This is a genomic window from Stenotrophomonas sp. GD03680, assembly GCF_029844625.1.
GTDB classification, from domain to species: domain Bacteria; phylum Pseudomonadota; class Gammaproteobacteria; order Xanthomonadales; family Xanthomonadaceae; genus Stenotrophomonas; species Stenotrophomonas maltophilia_P.
The window spans coordinates 90,274-111,274 of record NZ_JAOCKC010000008.1 but is presented as its reverse complement, the minus strand read 5'-3'; the positions used below and the strand labels follow the sequence as shown (position 1 = coordinate 111,274).

Sequence of the window (21,001 nt, the reverse complement as noted above, 5' to 3'; positions counted from 1 at the left end):
CTTGACGCCGCCTTCATTCCATGTTCATAAATAACGCGTGGCACGGCCAGCGTTGCGACTGTCGCGTACGTGCACGCATTCAAGGAACGGACGATCCAAGGAGGATCCCATGCGGTCTCTTGCCACGCTCCGCCCGCGCCAGTCTGGCCCGGCCGGCCTTTCGACGCTTCTTCTGCTGCTGGCCGCGATCGGGCTTCCTTCAGTGGGCCTGGCGCAGATCGTCCCGACCTGGCGGCAGGAGTACGACAAGCGCCTGAAGTACGGTGATCTCGTCGAGCCGCTGAAGGGCGAGATCTTCGGCGAGCAGGTCAATCTCTATGACGGCTCGATCAGCTTCAAGGCTACCGATATCTCGCTGCCGGGCAACAGCGGACTCCCGGTCGCGCTCAGTCGCAGCCGATCAGCCAGCGACGGCAGCAGTGAAAGTCCTCTTGGCGACTGGGATCTGGATGTTCCGTCGCTGTCAGGTGTCTATGGCGATCTCCCCGAGACTGCAGCTCAAGGGCACTGGATGCCGGCCGCGCGCTGTACCACCGTCGGTGCTCCGCCAACGCTGGAGGTCTGGAATCGCCGGAACACTCAGAAGGTCAACTTCAATCCACACACTTATTGGGATGGCGTGCGGCTTTCGCTGCCCGGAGGTGGGGGCGAACCACTGCTGGGCGGCAATGGCGATGCGCGGCAACCCCGGCCGCAGCTGGGACAGCCCGCGCCATGGAATACAAAAGGCGGTTGGGTATTCACCTGCTTGGCCGCATTGAAAAGCGGACAGGCCGGCGAAGGATTCCTGGGACATGCACCGGATGGGACCAAATACTATTTTGACTGGATGGTGGCTCGCCCCAACAGCTCCGCGACCCTGCAGCCGTTCGGACCGGAAAGCAACGCCCAGTTGGGGCGCAAGCGAGTTCACCTGTATCCATCGCAGATTGTTGATCGTTTCGGAAACTGGGTGCGCTATGAATGGTCCGGTACCCGACTCCAGCGCATCACCGCAAGCGATGGCCGCGAAATCAGCCTTGCGTACCAATCGAACGGGTTGATCGCCTCTGCAACTGCCGCCGGGCGCACCTGGACTTACGGCTATACGGATGCCGACATCCTGCGGACGGTGACGCTGCCCGATGGAACCCAGTGGACCTACAGCCTGCCGCCGCTATCGGTTACGCACAAGTACGCCGAGTACACCGGGCAGAACATCTGGGATTACATGGAATACCCGGCGACCTGTTCGCGTGTGAACAAGATCGTGCCCAGCGAAATCACCATGACCGTCCAGCATCCATCGGGTGCACTGGGAACGTTCCTGTTCCGCCCATTCCGCCATGGGCGCAAGAACGTCACTCTGGACTGCCAGACCTCTGGCGACAATCATCTCATCGCAGAAGGCTGGAACTACACACCGGTCTACCGTGATGCGATGTCGCTGGTGGCCAAGACCATCAGTGGTCCGGGCATTCCCACCGCGCAGTGGACCTATCAGTACACCAATCTCAACGGGGCTTACGCACAGGATCTGGGCGGTCCGGTAATCCCTGCAGGCCAGGCAGAGCCGAAGATCACCACCGAGACGCTGCCGGATGGCGTCGTACGCGTATACGAATTCGGCAAGGAAGTCGCCTATAACGATGGTCTTCTACTGTCGACGACGACGCGATCGGGTAGTTCGGTCGTGCGCGTTGACCGCAACAACTACTATCCGGATGCCCAGCTGGACGCGGCGCCCTTCCCGAAGGAAGCCGGCAAGGACTTCAAGTACGGTGCGAATGACCTCAAGGCGCACTACAACCGCCCTGTCCAGTCCACTGTTGTGGAGCAGGACGGTGTGCAGTTCAGCCGGACCGTGCAGACCTTTGATGCATTTGCACGTGAAGTCACCGTCGTTGAAGCAAATTCCGCCGGACAGAGTCGCACCAGCACCACGGCCTACTACGACAATCCCGCGCTATGGGTGAACGGTCAGTCCGCGCGTAGCGTCGTCAATGGCATTGAACAGTCCCGCACCGAGTTCGACACGGCCAAAGCGTTGCCTTTGCGCGCCTACGCATTCGGTCGTCTGGCACAGCAGGTGACCTATGCGGCCGACGGCACCGTGGCGTCGGTATCCGATGGCCGCGGCAATACCAGCCATCTGTCGGGGTGGAAGCGCGGTGTTCCGCAGCAACTGCGGATGCCGGCCACAGCCGAGGCGCCAAATGGCGCGGTGCGCACTGTTGCCGTCGACGACAACGGTTGGATCACCTCGCTGACCGACGAGACCGGCGCAACCACCAGCTTCAGCTACGACAGCATGGGGCGTCTGCGCAGCCAGCAGTTCCCCACCGGCGATACGGTGAACTGGAATGGCGTAACGATGGACCTGCAGCGTCTGGGAAGCGCGCAGTTCGGCGTGCCGGCCGGTGCCTGGAAGCATTCGCGCACGCAGGGCGGCAGGCGTACCGATACCTACCTGGATGCCATGTTCAGGCCGGTGCTTGTGACCGAGAATGCCAACAACGTGCGCGACAGTGCCGTGGTGACCCGCTACGACAGCAGCGGCAGGACGGTGTTCGTCTCCTATCCGACCCGGCAGTTTTCCAGCATCGGCGCGGCATTGGACGGCACCACCACGCAGTACGATGCGCTGGGCCGGCCGGTGCTCGTGAGTCAATCCTCGGAGCTGGGCACACTGGCGACCCGTACCGAGTACGTGGGCAATCTTTCCGTGAAGGCGACCAACCCGCGCGGCCAGTCCACGACCACGCGGCACCTGGCGTATGACCAGCCAACCTATGAGATGCCGCTGACACTGCAGCATCCGGAAGGCGTGGTGACCGAGATCCAGCGTGACGTCCTCGGCAAGCCGCTGGCCATTACCCGACGCAGCGCGGACGGCAGCCAGTCGCTGACACGCCGCTATGTCTATGACGCCTATCAGCAACTGTGCAAGACGATCGAGCCGGAAACCGGCGCCACCGTGCAGGACTATGATGCGGCAGGCAATGTCCTGTGGTCGGCGGCCGGTACCGGGCTGACCAGCACCGCTGGCTGCAACCGGAGCGAAGCACTGGCCAGTGGTCGCGCGGTGAAGCGCAGCTATGACGCCGCCAATCGCCTATCGATGCTGACTTTCCCGGATGGACGCGGCAGTCAATCATGGTCCTACACGCCCGATGGCCTGCCGGCGGAAATCAGTACCCAGAACGATGCGGCACGACCGGTCGTCATCAACCGATACCAGTACAACCGGCGCCGCCTGCTCACTGGCGAAACCCTGCAGCACCCGGACCTGGGCACGCTGAACCTCGCCTATGGCTACGATGCCAACGGCACCCTGGCCAGCAACACCTATCCCGGCGGGCGGGTCGTCAGCTATGCACCCGATGCCCTGGGCAGAGCGACAACAGTGGGTGGCTATGCGAAGGAAGCCACCTATTTCGCCAATGGTGCGTTGGCACGGTTCGTCTACGGCAACGGGGTCGTGCATACGATGACCCAGAACGCGCGCGGCCTGCCCGACCGCAGCCGTGACGCCACGGCCGCCGCTGCCGTGCTCGACGACAGCTACGACTATGATGCTGGCGGCAATGTCATGGCCATCTCCGACGGCCTGCCGGGGGCGCCGGGGAACCGTGACATGACCTATGACGGCCTGGACCGGCTGCGCACCGTGATGGCACCGGGATTCGGCAATGCTCTGTATGAGTACGACGCGCTGGACAATCTGCGCCGGGCCAAGGTGGGCAGCAGGGATCGCACGCACTACTTTGATCCGACCAACCGGCTGGTGAATGTGGTCGAGACCGGCAGTGGTGCCACGGTGACCGGCCTGGGCTACGACGTGCAGGGCAACCTCTCCATCCGCAATGGCCAGCCGTTCACCTTCGACTTCGGCAACCGCCTGCGCGCGGTCGGCACGGCGGAAAGCTACGAATACGATGCCCACGGTCGACGCGTGAAAGCATCGGCGGAAGGGGCCGGCGCGATCTACTCGTTCTACGACAACGGCGGCGTGCTGCGTTTCCAGCGCAACGAACGCACAGGCAAACAGACCGACTACCTGTACCTGTCAGGCAGCCTGGTGGCGCAGGTGCATGGTGCGGCGGCGCCGGGCGTGCCCGCGCTGAGTGCATCAGGCTACATCACCCAAGGCAGCGTGAACCTGACTTGGAGTCCGGCAGGTGGGGCCAACCGCTACGAACTGCAGCGTGCGCTGACCGGCACCTGGAGTACGGTCTTCGATGGCGCGGCGCAGTCGTTCACCAGCACTGGCCTGGTTACCGGCACCTATCAGTTCCGAGTGCGCGGCTGCCGTGCGGTGTGCGGCGGATGGAGTAACGTCGCGTCAGTGGCTGTGGCGCTGGCACCGTCCACGGTGCCCGCACTGACGGTGCCCGCCACAGCCTTCAATGGCACTTACAACGTGGGGTGGTCCGCAGCGTCTGGCGCCGAGCGCTATGAGTTGCAGGAAAGCGCCAACGGAGGTGCATGGGGTCAGGTTCATAACGCAGCCGGTCAGTCCAAGGCATTCAGTGGTAAGGCCGCGGGAAGTTACAGCTACCGGATCCGCGCATGTAATCCGGTGGGATGCACCGGATACAGCGCCACGGCGTCGGTGGCAGTGGTGTATCCACCTGCCGCTGCGCCAAGCGTCTCCGCGCCGGCGCGATCTGCACCGGGCAGTATCGGCATTGGCTGGAATGGAGTGGCCGGTGCCACACGCTACACCCTGCAGGAAAGCAGCAATGGTGGGGGATGGGTCACGCTGTTCGACGGCAACGCCAGCTCCTATGCCACCGCTGCGCGCGGCGTGGGCAGCTATGGCTATCGGGTTGCTGCCTGCAACGGCGCGGGCTGCGGGCCATGGTCGGCCACCGCGACGGTTGCGGTGATCGGGGCGCCGGCGATCGAGCCGGTAATCAGTGCGCCGGGCCTGGTGAACGTGCCGCAGTACAGCCTGAGCTGGTCGGTACCCCCCAACAGCGAGAGCTTCGTACTGGAGGAAAGCGCCAACGGAGGTGGCTGGACGGTGGTGCATAACGGCGTCGGAAACAGCTTTGGTGCAAGTCGCGGAAATGGCAGCTACGCATATCGCGTACGTGCCTGCAACTTCGCAGGGTGCAGCCTGAACTCCGGAGTGGCGACCGTGTCCGTGGTGCTGCCACCGGGGGCAACCTATCTCTTTGAGGCTCAATGGCTGAGCAGCAAGACGGCGCCTTATCAGATCCAATGCACGGTGGGTTGGGTCGCCTCGGCCGGCGCAACGGAGTACCAGCTGGAGCCGGCGTCCGGCGGCAAGACTCTGTATGCAGGTCCCAAGACCTATGTGCAGTCAAGGAATGGTACGTACTGCGCCAGCAGCTACCGGGTGCGGGCGTGCAATGCCGGCGGTTGTTCAGAATGGTCGGCAAGCTTCCCGGTCACTCGCGGCGTACTTTGGGAGTAAGACATGAACGGATTCTCTGCGATGTTGATCCGCGTGGCGCTCGCGTCGGGTGCACTGGTGGTCGGCGCAGCACCAGCGGCAGCTCAGGAAGTAGTCGAGTACATCCACACAGATGCGCTCGGTTCACCCGTGGCGATCACCGATGCAAGCGGCAATGTCATCGAGCGCACGGTGTATGAGCCGTATGGGGCCGTGGTCAACCGGCCGCTGAAGGATGGGCCGGGGTATACGGGGCATGTGACAGACTCAGGTACGGGGCTGAGCTATATGCAGCAGCGGTATTATGACCCCACGCTCGGCAGGTTCTTGTCGTCTGACCCTATGACCGCATTTGCCGATCCGACCGGATTCTTCAATCGCTACAAGTACGCTGCAAGCAGTCCCTACAAGTACACTGACCCCGATGGTCGCTGTGAGAGGGTCACTGGCTCAAACATTTGTGGTGGAGGTGCTGTAGCCAAAGCGATGCTGGCGACGTCTGCGAGGAGCCCGTTGGACACTGGGGCAATGCCTTCGGGAGGCTCTCTGTCGTCAGAGAGTTCGACCGTTCAGTCGCCGAGTGCTGCTCACTCGGGCGGCAAAGGGCAGATGACAAGCTACTTCACGGGCGATAAGCAGGCGACATTCACATATGCTGCCGCACTAGGCGTTGGCTTCAAAGGCGAATTCAAGAAGGGCCCTGACAATAATCGCTACTCGATCATAACTCCGGCACTTGGAGCGACGGCAGCTGGCACTGTGAACTTATTCACGGCGAGCTACGATTTCCTTCCGTCGCAGAATCTCGCTCCAGCCGATGCGGGGCTCAATGTCGGAGCGGAAGTGGGCGCAATCGTCGTCCTAGGGGCTGGTTTTCGCTACACGCCTCCAGCAAAGTTCGAGTTGAGCATCAACGGAGGGCTTGGAGTTTCTGCTAGAGTGGAAATATTTGAGGTTGGGCTAACGCCGGGAAAATTGCCGTGATTTCAAACGTAATGTTGTCAGTTGCAGTCATATTCGGAATTATCTACTTGGTGGTCTTCTATCGATTTACATTTCGTTTCCGAGCGCTTTATCCAAAATTGTGGAAAGACCTGGACTCTCCGGAATCATTTGGACTCCGTGGACAGATGACCTATCTGGCTGTGGCGCTGGGTCTTGAACGGAAGGCTCCACTGGAAAAGTTGCAGGAGCTTAGGAAAGAGCTCGTTGTGATAAGAGTCTCATTGGGTGTCTCGTTCACTGCCTTTGTTATAACTTTCATCTTGATAAGCTGAGAAATGGACGCATTTAGAGGGTAAAAGTGCCCTGCAGCTGGCTCAGGGGCATTGGCTACTGAGCCTCAGCGACCAATCGCCTGATCAATGTGGTCGAAACCACAGCGGGCGCACTCGCGACCGGACTAGCGCTATGACGACCAGGGCAACCTATCGGTCCGCAGCGGTAAGCCTTCTCGTTCGGCTACGACAACGGCGGCGTATTGTGTTTCTAGCGCAACGAGCGCACGGGCAAGCAGGCGGTCTATCTCCATGGTGATGTGGAGAGAGCAAGATCTGCAGGTGCTGACAGCTATGTGGCCACTCCTGGCGGTTCCCTCATGGGATTCGACTTCAGGGGTATGAATGGCGCGGTCAATGCTGGAACGAGCCCTGGCGCGCACATTGCGGCCGAAGATTACTATAAGGTGAAACGATGGATTCCGGACGCGGGTGGTTTGCAGTTGTTGCGCTGATTTTCATGCTTAGCGCTTGTTCTTCGCAGGAAGTAGGTTCCGCGGAAGCTCCAGCCGCCTGTAAATTTCATGGCAATGAGTTGGGAGCTGAGACATGCATGACCACGATGTATGCGCTGTTGTCTCAGCCAGAGAAATTTGATGGGCGAGTGGTTTCTTTCCATGCATGGATAGATCAGGTCAATGGTGCGATCTTGATCTTTCCCTCGCGTGATGAACTGGACGCAAGGGACTCATTCAGCTCATTGGTGGCCTATCCAGAATCCAGTCCGGATGCCTTTCGAGAAATTCCTTCGGTTGAGGGTGGGGAGGAGAAATTCTTGCGGATGACCGGCACGTTTCGATGGAATAGCGATGGTGCTCCCAGATCCCCAAGTGCTCCGGTGGATGTAGACCGGATGGGTGTAATGGAAGGCGTTCATTTGGGTTTATAGCGAATGAGTCGAGTGGGTTGGTGCCAAGCGCTTGGCGAGCCTTGTCGGCGAAATCTATCGTTGCTCATATGATGCATCATGGAAGTTCTCGCCTAGTGGGCGTTCTGGGCAGAATTGCATTGGTTGGTGCTTGTGTTTTTCCTCCGCAAGCCGACTTTTACGCCCGTCATCCAGCGGAAGGATCTGGGCAGTCGTTAGAAGCAGAAATGTCGCGGACTCGCGCGGGGCTCTCGTCTTCCTCGGGCGCTGCTGAAAGCTAACCGCAGCAACTTCTGTACCTTCGCCAATGCCGCCATGAACCGCTCCATCTCGGCGTGCGTGTTGTAGAGCGCCAGCGAGGCGCGGGAGGTGGCCGCGACGCCGAAGTACTGGAGCAGTGGTCGCGCGTAGTGCGGGTCCGAGCGCACTTTCATTCTGTCCGATCGTGCAGGGGCGCCAGTTGTTCAGGAACGTGCTCGCCGCCGATCAGGAACGAGGCCACTGCGGCCTACACTGCGCTTCGCGGATAATGCGCGGGCCCGCGAGGCGGCGCAGCTCTCTGGTGAAGTGCCCCAGGCGTTCTACCCCGCCTGAGCCGATCAGCGCTCGCGAATTGTGTCAGCTTCCCGCTTGAGCAGGATATAAGTGTGGCGGCTGAATCATCGAGCACCGTCGCGTGGCTGATGGCTTTGGAGCGCTGGGCGGGGCGGTACATTATTTGAGAAAGTGCAGATTATTCTCCATGTTCGGAGGCTGCAAGAAATGGCGAAATGCAAATTGGATGCTGGGCACTCAGTCGCATGGGGTGGTCGAATCTGCTCATGCCTGACTGCTGTGGTCATTTCACTGGGGCTGCAAGGTTGTGATTGGTTTTCGGATCCTGTGATTGTTGTAAAGAATGTTGGAAGGGACGTGATCCATGGCATCAGCTTGGAGGTCGGCGGTGGTGCGGTTGACCTGGGAGCAATTCCTGTCGGCGAAAGCAGGGCTGCAAAACCGGAGGTCGCTGCTGATTCCTCGCTTGTTGTAACGTACTACGAGAATAATGCCCGTGTGGTTTGCTGTGGAGATGTGTATTTTACGAACAATCTCTATGTCAAGGTTGAGGCGGATGTGGGTGGAGGGGTTTGCCGTATAGCGGAAGTTGCGGATTGATGTGAACGGTGGAGCGTGTCTGGAGAATTTTTATAGTGCAGTGCCAAGGTGAAGAGCGATGAAAAGCCTTGTTGAGAGTTACCCGGTTTGGGCTTCCATCATTCTAGGTGCCATGTGGATAAACGCATTTGTGGCTCACAGGATGTTGCTGAGGATCGAGCGCGAACGGCCAGAAGTACTTGCTGCAGCCGAAATCATGAAAGTTGATTGGTGGCTTGGGTGCTTGCGTGGTATCGCAGCGCTTGCCCTCTCGTCCAAAGGGCAGGCGCTCCATCAGGGTGAACGGTGGGTGTTGAGGGGCGTCGTGATGATGTACGTCTTCTTGATTGCTTCCGGGGTATCCATGCTTGTTGGCATGTAGAAGACGGTGTCTCAAGGCCGCTGATGGTGCAATAGTTCGGCATTACGATGAGATTGCCCGTTCCTGGCATCGCTCAGCATTTCCCAGCTTGACCTCTGCTGGCTTGCGTCCCACGCGCATAAAAAACGCCGCAGTCCCCTGCGGCGCTCCCGTATTTCCCTGGCTCCGGCGAATCCTCAGCCGAGCAACTTACGTACCTTGGTCAGCGCGATCATGAACTGCTCGATCTCTTCGTGCGTGTTGTAGAACGCCAGCGAGGCACGGCAGGTGGCCGCGACACCGAAGTACTGCAGCAACGGATGTGCGCAGTGCTGGCCGGAACGCACGGCCACGCCTTCCAGGTCGAGCAGGGTGGCCAAGTCGTGTGCATGCGCGCCGTCGATCAGGAACGAGACCACGGCCGCCTTCTCCGGCGCTTCACCGATGATGCGCAGGCCCTCGACGCGGCGCAGCTCTTCGGTGAAGTGGGCGAGCAGCTCGGCTTCCCGCGCCTCCACGTGCTCCTGGCCGATGTCCTGCAGGTAGTCGGCGGCCACGCCCAGGCCGATGAAGCCGGCGATGTTCGGAGTGCCGGCCTCGAACTTGTGCGGGGCATCGTTGAACACGGTGCCGTCGAAGCTGACTTCCTTGATCATCTCGCCACCGCCGAGGAACGGCGGCATCGCATCCAGATGCTCGCGGCGTGCCCACAGGGCGCCGGTGCCGGTCGGTCCGCACATCTTGTGGCCGGTGATGGCATAGAAGTCGCAGCCGATCGCGGCGACGTCGACCTTGCGGTGTGGTGCGGCCTGCGAACCGTCCACCACGGTGATGATGCCGCGCTTGCGCGCCTCACGGCAGATCTCGCGCACCGGGTTGACCGTGCCGAGCACATTGGACACGTGGGTGACCGCCAGCAGCTTGACCTCGGGGGTCATGGCCGCACGCAGCGCATCCAGGTCGAGCGCGCCATCCGGGGTGATCTCGGCCACGCGGATGGTGGCGCCGGTACGCTGCGCGACCAGCTGCCACGGCACGATGTTGGCGTGGTGCTCCATGCGCGAGACCAGGATTACATCACCGGACTTCAATCGCGGCAGCGCCCACGAGTATGCCACCAGGTTGATGGCGAAGGTGGTGCCGCTGCACAGCACCAGATCGCTGGGGCGCACGTTGAGGAAGCGCGCCAGTTTGTTGCGCGCACCTTCGTAGGCATCGGTGGCTTCACTGCCCAGGGCATGCACCGCGCGGCTGACGTTGGCGTTGTAGCGGCGATAGAACTCATCCACCGCGCCGATCACCTGCACCGGTTTCTGGCCGGTGTTGGCGTTGTCGAAATAGACCAGCGGCTTGCCATGCACTTCACGCATCAGCAGCGGGAAGTCGAGACGCACGCGATCCCAGTCAGGGGCGCTGGCGCGTTCCTCGATCGGGCGCGGGGTGGAGAGATTCATGCCACACCCGCCTCGGCCAGGGCCTTGTCCAGGCGGCGTGCCAGCTGCTCGCGCAGCGCATCCGGCAGTACCTTCAGCGGCTCATGGCAGAACGCGGCACTCAGCAGTGCCTGCGCCTGTGCCTGTGGCAGGCCACGCGAGCGCAGGTAGAACAGCGCGTTCGCATCGAGCTGGCCGACGGTCGCACCGTGTGCGGCTTTCACTTCGTCGGCATCGATCACCAGCACCGGCTGGGTGTCGATCTCGGCGTCGGCCGACAGCAGCAGGTTCTTGTTGGACAGGTTCGCGTCGGTGCCGTCGGCGCCTTCGCGGATCTGGATGCCACCATGGAACACCACGCGGCTGCGGTTGGCGGCCACGCCGCGCCACAGCAGCTCGCTACGGGTATCGCGGGCGATGTGGTCGATGCCCAGGCGGGTATCGACGTGGCGGCGGCCATTGCCGAGCAGCACGCCATTGGCGGTCAGCTGCGCGTTGTCGCCTTCCAGCCGTACGTTCAGTTCATGGCGGCTGAGCGCGGCGCCCAGTTCCAGGTCCACGCGGTGATACTGCGCGTCACGGGCCAGCACCGCGTCGGTGCGCAGGATGCTGGTCTGGCGTGCACTGCCGGCCTGCACGCGCGCATGCTTGAGCACGGCATCGCGCGCAACGTGGACGTGCAGCACGGTGTTGTCCAGGTGGGCGGAGTCACCGACGCTGAAGCGGTGTTCGACCACGCCCAGGCTGGCGCCGGCACGCAGTTCGATCAGGTGGCGGTGGTGCCAGGCCAGATCGGTGTCACCGGCGACGCTGGCGAACACCAGCTGCAGCGGTGCCTCGACCTGCACGCCGTCGTCCACGCGCAGCACCGCGCCTTCATCGGCCAGGGCGGCATTCAGGCGGGCGAACACTTCGTCGCTGCGCTCGTAGCGGCGGCCGAGGAAACGCGCGGCATCCTCACCGGCGGCCAGCGCCGAGGACAGCGGTTCCAGCTGCACGCCGGCCGGCAGGCCGTGGGTGTCGCTCAGTGCGTCGCTGAGGCGGCCGTTGACGAACACCAGGCGCGGCGCGGGGATGTCTTCCAGCACGGCCACATCCAGCACCGGCGGCGACAGCGGCGCGGCGGCGAAGGCACGGCGCTCCAGCTGGCGCAGCGAGGTGTACTTCCAGGCTTCGTTGCGGGCGGCCGGCAGGCCATCACGCAGGGCCGCATCCAGCACTTCGCGGCGCGCATCGCTGCCGCAGAAGGCCTGGGCCATGGAATCAAGCAGGGCGCTCATCAGACCGCCGCCTCGGGCACGACCCGGTCCTTCAGGAAGTCATAGCCGTGCGCTTCCAGTTCCAGCGCCAGTTCCGGGCCACCGCTCTTGACGATGCGGCCGTCGGCCAGCACGTGCACCACGTCCGGCTTGATGTAGTCCAGCAGGCGCTGGTAGTGGGTGATGACCAGGAACGAACGGTCGGCGGCGCGCAGCGCATTGACGCCGTCGGCCACGCTCTTCAGCGCATCGATGTCCAGGCCCGAATCGGTTTCGTCGAGGATCGCCAGCTTCGGTTCCAGCACGGCCAGCTGGAAGATCTCGTTGCGTTTCTTCTCGCCACCGGAGAAGCCTTCGTTGACGCCACGGTGCAGCAGTTCGTCCTTCAGGTGCAGCACGGCCAGCTTCTGCCGTACCAGCTTGAGGAACTGCATGGAATCGAGTTCGTCCTCGCCGCGTGCCTTGCGCTGTGCGTTCAGTGCCGCGCGCAGGAAGTAGGTGTTGTTCACGCCCGGGATTTCCACCGGATACTGGAACGCCAGGAACAGGCCGGCAGCGGCGCGCGCTTCCGGGTCCTGGTCGAGCAGATCGACCCCGTCGAACCGGACGCTGCCCTCGGTCACTTCATAGCCGTCTCGGCCCGCCAGGACGTTGCCCAGGGTGGACTTGCCGGCGCCGTTCGGGCCCATGATGGCGTGCACCTGGCCGGGCTGGACGTCCAGCGAAAGGCCCTTGAGGATTTCCTTGTCGCCGATGCGGGCGTGGAGGTTTTCGATCTTCAGCATGGTGGGAATTTCCGTGAGGCGGGCCGCAGCCCGCCGATAAAAAGAATGCGTTGCGAGGGCAGGGCTCAGCCCACCGAACCTTCCAGCGAGACTTCCAGCAGCTTCTTGGCTTCCACTGCGAATTCCATCGGCAGCTCGCGGAACACCTGCTTGCAGAAGCCGTCGACGATCATCGACACCGCGTCTTCCTGGCTGATGCCACGGGCGCGGCAGTAGAACAGCTGGTCGTCGGAAATCTTGGAGGTGGTGGCCTCGTGCTCGACGGTGGCGCCCGGGTTCTTCACCTCGATGTAGGGGAAGGTGTGGGCGCCGCACTGCTTGCCGATCAGCAGCGAATCGCACTGGGTGTAGTTGCGTGCGCCCTCGGCATTGCGGTCGACCTTGACCAGGCCGCGGTAGGTGTTCTGGCCACGACCGGCGCTGATGCCCTTGCTGACGATCTTGCTCTTGGTGCGCTTGCCGACGTGGATCATCTTGGTGCCGGTGTCGGCCTGCTGGCGATGGTGGGTCAGCGCGACGGAGTGGAATTCGCCGACCGAGTCATCGCCCAGCAGCACGCAGGACGGATACTTCCAGGTGATCGCCGAGCCGGTCTCGACCTGGGTCCAGGTGACCTTGCTGCGTGCGCCGCGGCACTCGGCGCGCTTGGTGACGAAGTTGTAGATGCCACCGACGCCGTTCTCGTCGCCCGGATACCAGTTCTGCACCGTGGAGTACTTGATCTCCGCATCTTCCAGCGCCACCAGCTCGACCACTGCGGCGTGCAGCTGGTTCTCGTCGCGCATCGGCGCGGTGCAGCCTTCCAGGTAGGACACGTAGGCCTTGTCCTCGCACACGATCAGGGTGCGCTCGAACTGGCCGGTGTGGCCGGCGTTGATGCGGAAGTAGGTGCTCAGCTCCATCGGGCAGCGCACGCCCCTGGGAATGAACACGAAGCTGCCATCGGAGAACACCGCCGAGTTGAGCGCGGCGAAGTAGTTGTCACCGACCGGCACCACGGTGCCCAGGTACTGGCGCACCAGTTCCGGATGTTCCTTGATGGCTTCGGACATCGAACAGAAGATGATGCCCTTCTCGGCCAGTTCCTTGCGGAATGTGGTTCCGACCGAGACCGAGTCGAACACCGCGTCCACCGCCACGCCGGCCAGCTTGGCGCGCTCGTGCAGCGGCACGCCCAGCTTGTCGTAGGTATCGAGCAGTTCCTTGGGCACGTCATCCAGCGAGGCGTACTTCGGGCCCTTCGGTGCCGAGTAATAGCTGAGCGCCTGCAGGTCGATCGGGGCGATCTGCAGCTTGGCCCAGTTCGGCATCGGCATCGTCAGGAAGTGGCGGTAGGCGTCCAGGCGCCACTGCGTCATCCATTCCGGCTCGTCCTTCTTGGCGGACAGCGCACGGATGGTGTCCTCGTCCAGGCCCGGGGGCAGCGAGTCCGATTCGATGTCCGTGACGAAGCCGGCGGAGTACTTGCGGCCGAGCTGCTCATGGATCTCGCGGTTGGGGGTGTCGTCGTGGGCGACGGTTTCGATGGTTTCGGTGGCCATGGGGGGGCTGCCTACGGATCAGGAGACGACGTCGACAGCGATGGTGCGGCGCTGTTCGTCATCGACAAGGGGAAGAGGGGGCAGGATCTGCGCCAGGCTGACATCGCGAAGGGCCTCGGAGACCACGTCGTTGATCAGCCGCCAGCTGCTGCGCGCGCCGCACTTGGGCGCCATGCCGCACTGGTGGTGGTCGTGGCTGCACTCGGTCAGGGCCAGCGGCCCTTCCATTGCTTCCACCACTTCGAACAGCGAGACCTCCACGGCGGGCCGGGTCAGCCGATAGCCGCCGCGGACGCCGCGCAGGCCCTCGACCAGGCCGGCCTGTGCCAGCGGCTTGAGGACCTTGCTGACGGTGGGCGGCTCCAGGCCGGTGAATTCGGCCAGCTCGGTGGCGCTGAGCACTTCGCCCGGACGGGCGGCGAGCACGGTCAGCACGACGGTGGCGTAATCGGTGAGTTTGGTGACGCGCAACATGGGGGATGCGAGCGGTTCTTAAAGCGGACTGAAATTGTACGCTTTTCTTCGCCGGCATCCAACCCGGGCATTCAGCCGGCGCTGGGAGACCCTGGCCGGGGCCGTTCACCCGCAGTCACGATCGGGGCGACATGCTGGAGCATCGGGACGATTTTCGCAATTGCCCGGAATGGGCGAGAATCCGGGTTCCTTTCGCTGCAAACAGCCCGTGCCGATGCCGAAGAAGATCCAAGCCCGCAAGTCCGCCATCCATGGCAACGGTGTGTTCGCCGTGGCCCCGATCAAGCAGGGCGAGCGCGTGATCCAGTACAAGGGCCTGCTGCGCAGCCATGGCGACGTCGATGCCGATGACAGCGGTGACGTCGAAAGCGGCCACACCTTCCTGTTCACCCTCAACGACGACTGGGTGATCGATGCCAATTACAAGGGCAACGATGCGCGCTGGATCAACCACAGCTGCGACCCCAACTGCGAGGCGGTGATCGAGGAAGATGCGGACGGCGACAGCCGTGGTGACAAGGTGTTCATCGAAGCGCTGCGCGATATCGCCGCCGGTGAGGAGCTGACCTACAACTACGGCATCGTCCTGGCCGAGCGCCATACGGCCAAGCTGAAGAAGATCTGGGAGTGCCGCTGCGGTTCCCCCAAGTGCACCGGCACCATGCTGCAGCCCAAACGCTGACCGGCACCGGGTACGGCCGGCCGATCGCCGGCCGCATCGCGGACATGCACCTGCCATCGACACGCGGGTCACTCCGCTTCAATGCACGTTGCCGCACGCTGGGTGCTCATCCTCACCAACGGGAGTGCACTCATGGCCCAGCGCCTCAAAGGCAGGCAGATCGCCATCCTGGCCACCCACGGCTTCGAGCAGTCCGAACTGATTGAACCCAAGCGCCTGCTTGAAGCGGAAGGCGCCCGGGTCAGCGTGATATCGCCGGCGAAGGAAGCCACCATCAAAGGCTGGAAAGAGAAGGACTGGGGCGAGGCGGTGGCGGTGGACATCCCCCTGAGCGAAGCCGACGCGGCAGGGTTCGATGCGCTGGTGTTGCCCGGTGGCGTGATCAATCCGGACACGCTTCGCACGGATCAGGCCGCCGTGGACTTCATCCGCGACGTGGCGGCGGCCGGCAAGCCGGTCGCGGCGATCTGCCACGGCCCCTGGCTGTTGATCAACAGTGATCTGGCCAACGGCCGCGAGGTCACCTCGTGGCCGTCACTGAAGCAGGATCTGCTCAACGCCGGTGCGCGCTGGCAGGATGCCGAGGTGGTGGTGGACGGCAATCTGATCACCAGCCGCAAGCCCGACGACATTCCCGCCTTCAGCGAGGCCGTCGTCCGCGCGCTGGCCGCCTGACGATTCGAAGCTGACATCGTGGCGTGCCCGGCCGCTGGACGCCGCCGGGCACCGTGTTGCAGCTCGGCTCAGTTGCCGAGCAGGCCCGCAGGTACCAGGTTGCCGAGGTTCTGGTTGAAGGTGACGACCAGCTTGCCGTTCTTCACCTGTGCCGATTGCACCTGCAGCGCACCGAGCATGCCGGCCACGGCCGGATCAAGCTTGTAGATCGGTTCACGCTGCGCATAGTCGCTCAGCCAGGCATTGAGCAGCCCACGGGTACGTGAATCGAGGCGGCCGCCCTGATTGGCCGGGGTGAAATCGTCCACGCTCGGCTGCTGCAGGTGGAAGCCCTGGGTCTGGGCGTCATAACGCAGGCCGCTGCTGAGCTTGACCGTACCGAGCTTGGCCGGACTGCCGCCGGCGGTCGCAAGCGCCACGTCCATGCCCAGGTTCAGGCGTTCGCCTGCGGGAAGGCTCAGTTGCGGATGGCTCATCGTCAGCGCGATCAGGCCGCCAAGTGCATCCTGGGTACGCGGGAAACTGCCGTCCAGGTACTGCTGCACGTCGCTGGCGCCAACCGAGAGTTCGCGGCCGGAAATCGAAGGTGCGGCCTGCGCGCCGATCGCAGCGGCGATCAGGACGGTGGCGGCGGCGAGGCGGGTCATCAGGGGACGCAGGCGCATGGCGGTGACCGGAAAGGGCGGGGTGGCTACAGAGTAGCTTTGCAGGCTGAATCGAGCGTGCATGCCGTTGCAGCGGTTCAGTCCAAAGAGGGCCGCAGCTGCGCCGACTGGATCTGCCAGGCACTGCCGTCGGCGTTGGGCTGCACGCGATACCAGCCACCAAAGCGGAAGGTGCCGTCGGCGGTCACGGCGCGGACCTGGACCGGAACTTCCAGCAGCTGCGGCGGATGCTTGCCGTCGACGGCGACCGGCGTCTGGCTGCGCAGGCGCAGGGCGCGCACGTTGTCCAGCTGGCGCAGCGCGGCGTCATCCGCCCGCCGCGGATCGGCGGGGGGGAAGGTCCAGGCAGCGTCGCTCGCGGCGCGGTCGCGATTGAGCAGGTCGGTCATGTAGCGGCTGAGCATGTCCCCGGGCGGCTCCGCGTCGTCGGCCACTGCAGCCAGCAACGGGAGGACGGTGGGTGGCCGCAGCGGTGCAGCCTCATCGTCCGCAGCCGTCGGTTGCCGGCGTGCATCATCCGGTCTGGTGGCGACCGGGGCGGTGATATCCACTGCGGGGGGCGGCCGGGAACAGCCCAGCGCCACCAGTGGCATCAGCAACAGCAGGGTCCTGCGCATGGTGCCTCCTCCCCGAGGCGACCTGGAGGACGGCAGTGTATCGACTACGGGGCCTTCAGCGGGAGGAGGGCAGCTGATCCAGCGCATCCAGCGCCGGCAGGACCTGGGCGGCGAGTGCGGCCAGTGCATGACCGTCGGTGTCGGCATGACGCTGCACGATGTCGCGCAGCAACTGGGTGGCGACCACCAGCGTGGCGCGCTCGTCGCCACTGAGCCCTGCGGTGCGCGGTGCCGCTTCGAGCAGTCGCATCAGGTCGCGACTGGCGCGATGTTCCAGTTCGATGGTGCAGCGCCCGGTGCACTGCAACCCGTCCTTTTCGATCGGAGTCACCGAGATCCGGTAGCGGGTGGAGGGGCTGGCCATGAGAGGTGCTCGCCGTTGCTGTGGGGGAATGTGCCCACCATAGGCAAGGCCGCCGCCGGCGGCGACGGCCGGCGCTGCACGCAGTGTTCCACCCGGTTGGACGAAGTGCGGGGGAAGCGTGGCCGCAGCCTTTGGTGGCGGGCCTGGGAGGCCGATTGCGCTGCTGGGGCAACGCTGTGTTGCGATGCCCGGCGCCGTGCCCGGAAGATGGTCGCTGCCTGCGCGGAACCGCCGGGGGCGCCCAAAAAAAACGGGACGGCCTGGGCCGTCCCGTCATGCATCCGCCGAATGGCGCGCGCTTACAGCGCGGCGTCCTTCAGCTTCTTGAGCGGACGAACCTTCAGCTTGGTGGTGGCCGGCTTGGCGGCGAACCACTGCTCTTCCTTGGTGAACGGGTTGATGCCCTTGCGCTTCGGCTTGGCCGGCACATTGACGGTGGTGATCTTCAGCAGGCCCGGCAGGGTGAAGGAGCCAGCGCCCTTCTTGTGCACCGAAGAGGCGACAGCGCCTTCCAGCGAGGCCAGCACAGCGCGCACGTCCTTGGCGACAACGCCGGAGGCTTCAGCGATGTGTGCAACCAGGCCGGACTTGGTCAGCACTTCCTTGATCGGCTTCGGAGCGGCCGGCTTGGCGGCAGCCTTCGTCGCGACTTTCTTCACTGCCTTCTTCGGGGCAGCCTTCTTAGCGGTCTTTGCCATGGTTTCCTGTTCCGTGAACGGTTGGTTGTTTGGTCGGCGCCGAACCCCGTCGGCAAGCGCAATGTAGGGCAACTCTCGGGCGCCGCCAATAGCCCGGAGCGCGGAAAGTGCATGTTTTTTCATATCCAGGCCGATTCAGTACATGGCCGGCGGTAGGGGGCAGGGGCACCCGGAGGGGCAGGAAAGCGCCGGCCCTTTCGCCGGGTGGAAGTGCGAAACCGCTGAAAACAAGGGAAAAACGGCATGGCGCGGAGCTGGCGCGAAGCAACCGGAGCACGCGTGCCGGGCACGCTGCAATGCGGCAGAGCGACGCAGGCATAACGTGCGCCATGCGAGGGTGACCGTTCATCACCGCCACACAGGAGCAGCAAATGGGAATCTCGCGACACGCCACCGCGCACTGGGAAGGCGATCTGAAGTCCGGCAAGGGACAGTTGAGCACGCCGCAGAGTGGCCTGCTGGACAAGACCCGCTATGGGTTCAACAGCCGTTTCGGCGAGGAGAAGGGCACCAATCCGGAAGAGCTGATCGCCGCCGCGCACGCCGGCTGCTTCACCATGGCGCTGTCGGCCAAGCTCGGCGAGGCCGGTTTCACTCCGACGTCGCTAGATACCGAGGCGAAGGTGGATCTGTCGATGGAAGGCGGCCCACAGCTTTCGCAGATCCGGCTGAAAGTGAAGGCCGTGGTGCCCGGGATCGATGCGACGCAGTTCCGTGCCATCGCCGACGATGCCAAGCAGAACTGCCCGGTGTCCAAGGCACTGAGCGCGGTGCCCATCAGCCTGGAGGCCGAGCTGGGCTGAGGTCGGTAGCGCCGGGCCATGCCCGGCGTCCCACACCAATCACCAGTCACCAATCAAGGGTGCCGGCGATCACGGTCTGCACCTGACCGCCGGACCACACCTCGCCGGCCTCGTCCACGCGCAGGGTCAGGCGTGCGTCATGCCCGACCTCCCGGCCCTGGCTGACGTCGAATGCCTCGCGGCCCCGCGGCAGAGCGCCGCGCAGGTCCAGCCATGCCGCCAGCACGGCGTTGGCGGCGCCGGAGGCGGCATCCTCGAAGCGGCGCCCGTTGCCGACGAACGCGCGCACGGCCAGATCGAAGCCTTCGTTGCCGTCGGCGAATGCATAGGCGAACACGCCCATGCTGTCGGTGGATTCGGCCAGCGCGGCCACCGCGTCCCAGTCCGGGCGCAGCGCGCGCAGGGCCGATTCATCGGCAACCTGGACCACCCACCAGCTGCGCCCGCCCTGCATGCGTGCTGGCGGCAACCGACCCAGTGGCCAGCCCTTCAGGGCCGCCTGCAGGCGCGGATCGTCCGCCCGCGCGGTTTCGGCCAGCTGCGCGCGCGGGGTGCGGATGGCAATGCGCTGTTGCGCGCCTTCGCCGCTGACCCGCAGCGGCAGCGCGCCGGCAATCCCGTCCTGCACCAGCAGGCCATCCACCGCCTCCGCCAGGCCCGCCTGCAGCACGGCATGCGCGGTGCCTACGCTGGGGTGGCCGGCAAACGGGACTTCCTTCTGCGGACTGAACATGCGCAGGCGGTAGCTGGTTCCCGCCGTCTGCGGCGGGAACACGAAGGTTGTCTCGGGCAACCGCGTCCAGCGGGCGATGGCCTGCATGGTGTCGTCGTCGAGTCCGTCGGCATCCAGCACCACGGCCAGCGGATTGCCGGCACCGGCGCGCGGGGAGAACACATCCAGTTGCAGGAAACGGCGTGCGGACATCAGTGACAACTCCAGGAAACGATGGGACGGTGGCGCGGGGCCATGCTCCGCGAGCGCGCAGCGCGGCGAGTCGCCGGGCATGGCCCGGCGCTACCGGGAAGGCGGCATAGGGTAGCGCGGGGGCTACCAGTGAATCTGCCCATCGATCACCGGCTGCACCTGGCCGCCGATCCACACCGTGCCCTGCGCATCGACCTGGACCTGGACCTCACCATCGCGGCCCACTTCGCGGCCCTGGCTGGCCACGTAGCCGGCGTCCGTGCCCGGCAGCGTGCTGCGTTGCCGCAGCCAGGCGCCAATCAGCGCATTGGCGCTGCCGGTCACTGGATCCTCGGGAACGTTCACGGCATCGCCGGGGCAGAAAGCGCGCACCACGAGCGCGTGCGCAGCAGCCTGTTCCGGTGCGAACACGGCCACGCCGGTGGCGCCGGTGGCATTGGTCCAGTCGCGCACGGCGGCCATGTCCGGCGCCAGGGAGCGCACGCTGGCGGCATCACGCAGGGGCAGCAGCCACCATCGTGGACCGTTGTCCCACAACTCGGCCACATGGCCCTCGGCGGCCTGGGCCAACAGCGCTTCCGGCACCGCCCCGGGAGCGGTATCCAGGTGCCGTGCTGCGGGGCTGGCGAGCTGGATCGTCGGTGCGGCAGCCGGGCCGGACACGCGCACCGGCAACAGCCCGGCGGCGCACTGCTGTACCAGGGCACCGTCGCGCGGCACGGCCAGGCCGCTGGTCACCGCTGCCCAGGCGGCACCGACACTGGGGTGGCCGGCGAACGGCAGCTCGCTGCCCGGGGTGAAAATGCGTACGTGGTAGTCGGCACCGGCCGCGGTGGGGCGGACGAAGAACACTGTCTCGGACAGGTTCAGCCAGGCGGCCAGCGCCTGCATGCGGTCGCTGGAAAGCCCGTCCGCGTCAAATACGACACCCAGTGGGTTGCCCGTGCCGGGACGGGGAGCAAAGACATCGAGCTGCAGGTAACGATAGGCGGTCATGGCGGGGATATTGGGCTTAGAATCGAAGGTTCCGCCCCCA

Annotated in this window: 19 protein-coding genes and 1 pseudogene; 8 read left to right on the top strand and 12 right to left on the bottom strand. The window is 64.2% G+C overall.

The window, feature by feature from the left end:
- The first annotated feature begins 109 nt into the window (after nt 1-109).
- The 3 genes from N5J29_RS11635 (at nt 110) to N5J29_RS11625 (ending at nt 7,570) form a co-directional block, all read left to right on the top strand.
- Nucleotides 110-5,425: an RHS repeat domain-containing protein gene (locus N5J29_RS11635; RefSeq protein ID WP_164151746.1), complete on the top strand. Its 5,316-nt coding sequence runs from the start codon at nt 110-112 to the stop codon at nt 5,423-5,425.
- 3 nt (nt 5,426-5,428) lie between these two features.
- Nucleotides 5,429-6,388 (top strand): RHS repeat-associated core domain-containing protein, encoded by a 960-nt coding sequence (locus N5J29_RS11630; protein WP_164151748.1) that lies wholly within the window; start codon nt 5,429-5,431, stop codon nt 6,386-6,388.
- A 708-nt stretch (nt 6,389-7,096) separates the two neighbouring features.
- Nucleotides 7,097-7,570, top strand: a complete 474-nt coding sequence (locus N5J29_RS11625) for a hypothetical protein (RefSeq protein WP_164151749.1) — start codon at nt 7,097-7,099, stop codon at nt 7,568-7,570.
- A gap of 263 nt (nt 7,571-7,833) precedes the next feature.
- Here N5J29_RS11625 and N5J29_RS11620 read toward each other — a convergent pair.
- Nucleotides 7,834-8,057, bottom strand: a pseudogene (locus N5J29_RS11620) (aminotransferase class V-fold PLP-dependent enzyme); the annotation flags it as partial.
- A gap of 374 nt (nt 8,058-8,431) precedes the next feature.
- Here N5J29_RS11620 and N5J29_RS11615 point away from each other — a divergent pair.
- The gene (locus tag N5J29_RS11615; protein ID WP_279924356.1) at nt 8,432-8,704 is read left to right on the top strand and encodes a hypothetical protein; all 273 of its coding nucleotides are present in this window, start codon (nt 8,432-8,434) and stop codon (nt 8,702-8,704) included.
- A 58-nt stretch (nt 8,705-8,762) separates the two neighbouring features.
- Complete coding sequence (locus tag N5J29_RS11610) at nt 8,763-9,065, top strand: hypothetical protein (protein WP_164151751.1); 303 nt, start codon at nt 8,763-8,765, stop codon at nt 9,063-9,065.
- A gap of 176 nt (nt 9,066-9,241) precedes the next feature.
- Here the strand turns inward: N5J29_RS11610 and N5J29_RS11605 are convergent, their stop codons facing one another.
- The 5 genes from N5J29_RS11605 to N5J29_RS11585 all read right to left on the bottom strand — a co-directional run bounded on the left by N5J29_RS11605 (nt 9,242) and on the right by N5J29_RS11585 (nt 14,536).
- Nucleotides 9,242-10,498: a cysteine desulfurase gene (locus N5J29_RS11605; protein ID WP_164151752.1), complete on the bottom strand. Its 1,257-nt coding sequence runs from the start codon at nt 10,496-10,498 to the stop codon at nt 9,242-9,244.
- Entirely contained in the window at nt 10,495-11,757 is a 1,263-nt protein-coding gene (sufD, locus tag N5J29_RS11600) for a Fe-S cluster assembly protein SufD (RefSeq protein ID WP_065182414.1), read from the bottom strand. The genes N5J29_RS11605 and sufD overlap by 4 nt, the downstream gene beginning before the upstream one ends.
- A complete protein-coding gene (gene sufC / locus N5J29_RS11595; protein WP_053516654.1) occupies nt 11,757-12,521 on the bottom strand; it encodes a Fe-S cluster assembly ATPase SufC in 765 nt (254 codons plus the stop codon). The genes sufD and sufC overlap by 1 nt, the downstream gene beginning before the upstream one ends.
- 65 nt (nt 12,522-12,586) lie before the next feature.
- Nucleotides 12,587-14,062: a Fe-S cluster assembly protein SufB gene (gene sufB, locus N5J29_RS11590; RefSeq protein ID WP_065182413.1), complete on the bottom strand. Its 1,476-nt coding sequence runs from the start codon at nt 14,060-14,062 to the stop codon at nt 12,587-12,589.
- A gap of 18 nt (nt 14,063-14,080) precedes the next feature.
- Nucleotides 14,081-14,536, bottom strand: coding sequence for an SUF system Fe-S cluster assembly regulator (locus N5J29_RS11585; protein WP_053516656.1), 456 nt, complete (start codon nt 14,534-14,536; stop codon nt 14,081-14,083).
- A gap of 214 nt (nt 14,537-14,750) precedes the next feature.
- On the opposite strand from N5J29_RS11585, the gene N5J29_RS11580 reads away from it, so the two are divergent.
- Both N5J29_RS11580 and N5J29_RS11575 read left to right on the top strand, forming a co-directional pair.
- A complete protein-coding gene (locus N5J29_RS11580; RefSeq protein WP_053516698.1) occupies nt 14,751-15,218 on the top strand; it encodes an SET domain-containing protein-lysine N-methyltransferase in 468 nt (155 codons plus the stop codon).
- Nucleotides 15,219-15,350: 132 nt separating this feature from the next.
- Entirely contained in the window at nt 15,351-15,893 is a 543-nt protein-coding gene (locus N5J29_RS11575) for a type 1 glutamine amidotransferase domain-containing protein (RefSeq protein WP_164151753.1), read from the top strand.
- A gap of 68 nt (nt 15,894-15,961) precedes the next feature.
- On the opposite strand, the gene N5J29_RS11570 is transcribed toward N5J29_RS11575, so the two are convergent.
- The 4 genes from N5J29_RS11570 to N5J29_RS11555 all read right to left on the bottom strand — a co-directional run bounded on the left by N5J29_RS11570 (nt 15,962) and on the right by N5J29_RS11555 (nt 18,237).
- The gene (locus N5J29_RS11570; protein ID WP_065174554.1) at nt 15,962-16,558 is read right to left on the bottom strand and encodes a DUF1439 domain-containing protein; all 597 of its coding nucleotides are present in this window, start codon (nt 16,556-16,558) and stop codon (nt 15,962-15,964) included.
- Between the two features lie 77 nt (nt 16,559-16,635).
- Nucleotides 16,636-17,175 (bottom strand): hypothetical protein, encoded by a 540-nt coding sequence (locus N5J29_RS11565; RefSeq protein WP_053516659.1) that lies wholly within the window; start codon nt 17,173-17,175, stop codon nt 16,636-16,638.
- A gap of 55 nt (nt 17,176-17,230) precedes the next feature.
- Nucleotides 17,231-17,539 carry a DUF3861 family protein gene (locus N5J29_RS11560; protein WP_053516660.1) on the bottom strand — a complete coding sequence of 103 codons (309 nt, stop codon included), beginning with the start codon at nt 17,537-17,539 and terminating at the stop codon, nt 17,231-17,233.
- Between the two features lie 299 nt (nt 17,540-17,838).
- A complete protein-coding gene (locus N5J29_RS11555) occupies nt 17,839-18,237 on the bottom strand; it encodes an HU family DNA-binding protein (RefSeq protein ID WP_053516661.1) in 399 nt (132 codons plus the stop codon).
- Between the two features lie 371 nt (nt 18,238-18,608).
- Here N5J29_RS11555 and N5J29_RS11550 point away from each other — a divergent pair, with 371 nt between their 5' ends.
- A complete protein-coding gene (locus tag N5J29_RS11550; RefSeq protein WP_053516662.1) occupies nt 18,609-19,040 on the top strand; it encodes an OsmC family protein in 432 nt (143 codons plus the stop codon).
- Between the two features lie 46 nt (nt 19,041-19,086).
- Here the strand turns inward: N5J29_RS11550 and N5J29_RS11545 are convergent, their stop codons facing one another.
- Nucleotides 19,087-19,965: a PhzF family phenazine biosynthesis protein gene (locus N5J29_RS11545; RefSeq protein WP_164151754.1), complete on the bottom strand. Its 879-nt coding sequence runs from the start codon at nt 19,963-19,965 to the stop codon at nt 19,087-19,089.
- A gap of 123 nt (nt 19,966-20,088) precedes the next feature.
- Nucleotides 20,089-20,961, bottom strand: a complete 873-nt coding sequence (locus N5J29_RS11540) for a PhzF family phenazine biosynthesis protein (protein ID WP_164151755.1) — start codon at nt 20,959-20,961, stop codon at nt 20,089-20,091.
- Nucleotides 20,962-21,001 lie beyond the last annotated feature (40 nt).

Bases quoted from the DNA above. Each gene is read 5' to 3' on its own strand.
- N5J29_RS11635 (WP_164151746.1), top strand. From the start codon at position 110: ATGCGGTCTCTTGCCACGCTCCGCCCGCGCCAGTCTGGCCCGGCCGGC.
- N5J29_RS11630 (WP_164151748.1), top strand. From the start codon at position 5,429: ATGAACGGATTCTCTGCGATGTTGATCCGCGTGGCGCTCGCGTCGGGT.
- N5J29_RS11625 (WP_164151749.1), top strand. From the start codon at position 7,097: ATGGATTCCGGACGCGGGTGGTTTGCAGTTGTTGCGCTGATTTTCATG.
- N5J29_RS11610 (WP_164151751.1), top strand. From the start codon at position 8,763: ATGAAAAGCCTTGTTGAGAGTTACCCGGTTTGGGCTTCCATCATTCTA.
- N5J29_RS11605 (WP_164151752.1), bottom strand. From the start codon at position 10,498: ATGAATCTCTCCACCCCGCGCCCGATCGAGGAACGCGCCAGCGCCCCT.
- sufD (WP_065182414.1), bottom strand. From the start codon at position 11,757: ATGAGCGCCCTGCTTGATTCCATGGCCCAGGCCTTCTGCGGCAGCGAT.
- sufC (WP_053516654.1), bottom strand. From the start codon at position 12,521: ATGCTGAAGATCGAAAACCTCCACGCCCGCATCGGCGACAAGGAAATC.
- sufB (WP_065182413.1), bottom strand. From the start codon at position 14,062: ATGGCCACCGAAACCATCGAAACCGTCGCCCACGACGACACCCCCAAC.
- N5J29_RS11585 (WP_053516656.1), bottom strand. From the start codon at position 14,536: ATGTTGCGCGTCACCAAACTCACCGATTACGCCACCGTCGTGCTGACC.
- N5J29_RS11580 (WP_053516698.1), top strand. From the start codon at position 14,751: ATGCCGAAGAAGATCCAAGCCCGCAAGTCCGCCATCCATGGCAACGGT.
- N5J29_RS11575 (WP_164151753.1), top strand. From the start codon at position 15,351: ATGGCCCAGCGCCTCAAAGGCAGGCAGATCGCCATCCTGGCCACCCAC.
- N5J29_RS11570 (WP_065174554.1), bottom strand. From the start codon at position 16,558: ATGCGCCTGCGTCCCCTGATGACCCGCCTCGCCGCCGCCACCGTCCTG.
- N5J29_RS11565 (WP_053516659.1), bottom strand. From the start codon at position 17,175: ATGCGCAGGACCCTGCTGTTGCTGATGCCACTGGTGGCGCTGGGCTGT.
- N5J29_RS11560 (WP_053516660.1), bottom strand. From the start codon at position 17,539: ATGGCCAGCCCCTCCACCCGCTACCGGATCTCGGTGACTCCGATCGAA.
- N5J29_RS11555 (WP_053516661.1), bottom strand. From the start codon at position 18,237: ATGGCAAAGACCGCTAAGAAGGCTGCCCCGAAGAAGGCAGTGAAGAAA.
- N5J29_RS11550 (WP_053516662.1), top strand. From the start codon at position 18,609: ATGGGAATCTCGCGACACGCCACCGCGCACTGGGAAGGCGATCTGAAG.
- N5J29_RS11545 (WP_164151754.1), bottom strand. From the start codon at position 19,965: ATGTCCGCACGCCGTTTCCTGCAACTGGATGTGTTCTCCCCGCGCGCC.
- N5J29_RS11540 (WP_164151755.1), bottom strand. From the start codon at position 20,961: ATGACCGCCTATCGTTACCTGCAGCTCGATGTCTTTGCTCCCCGTCCC.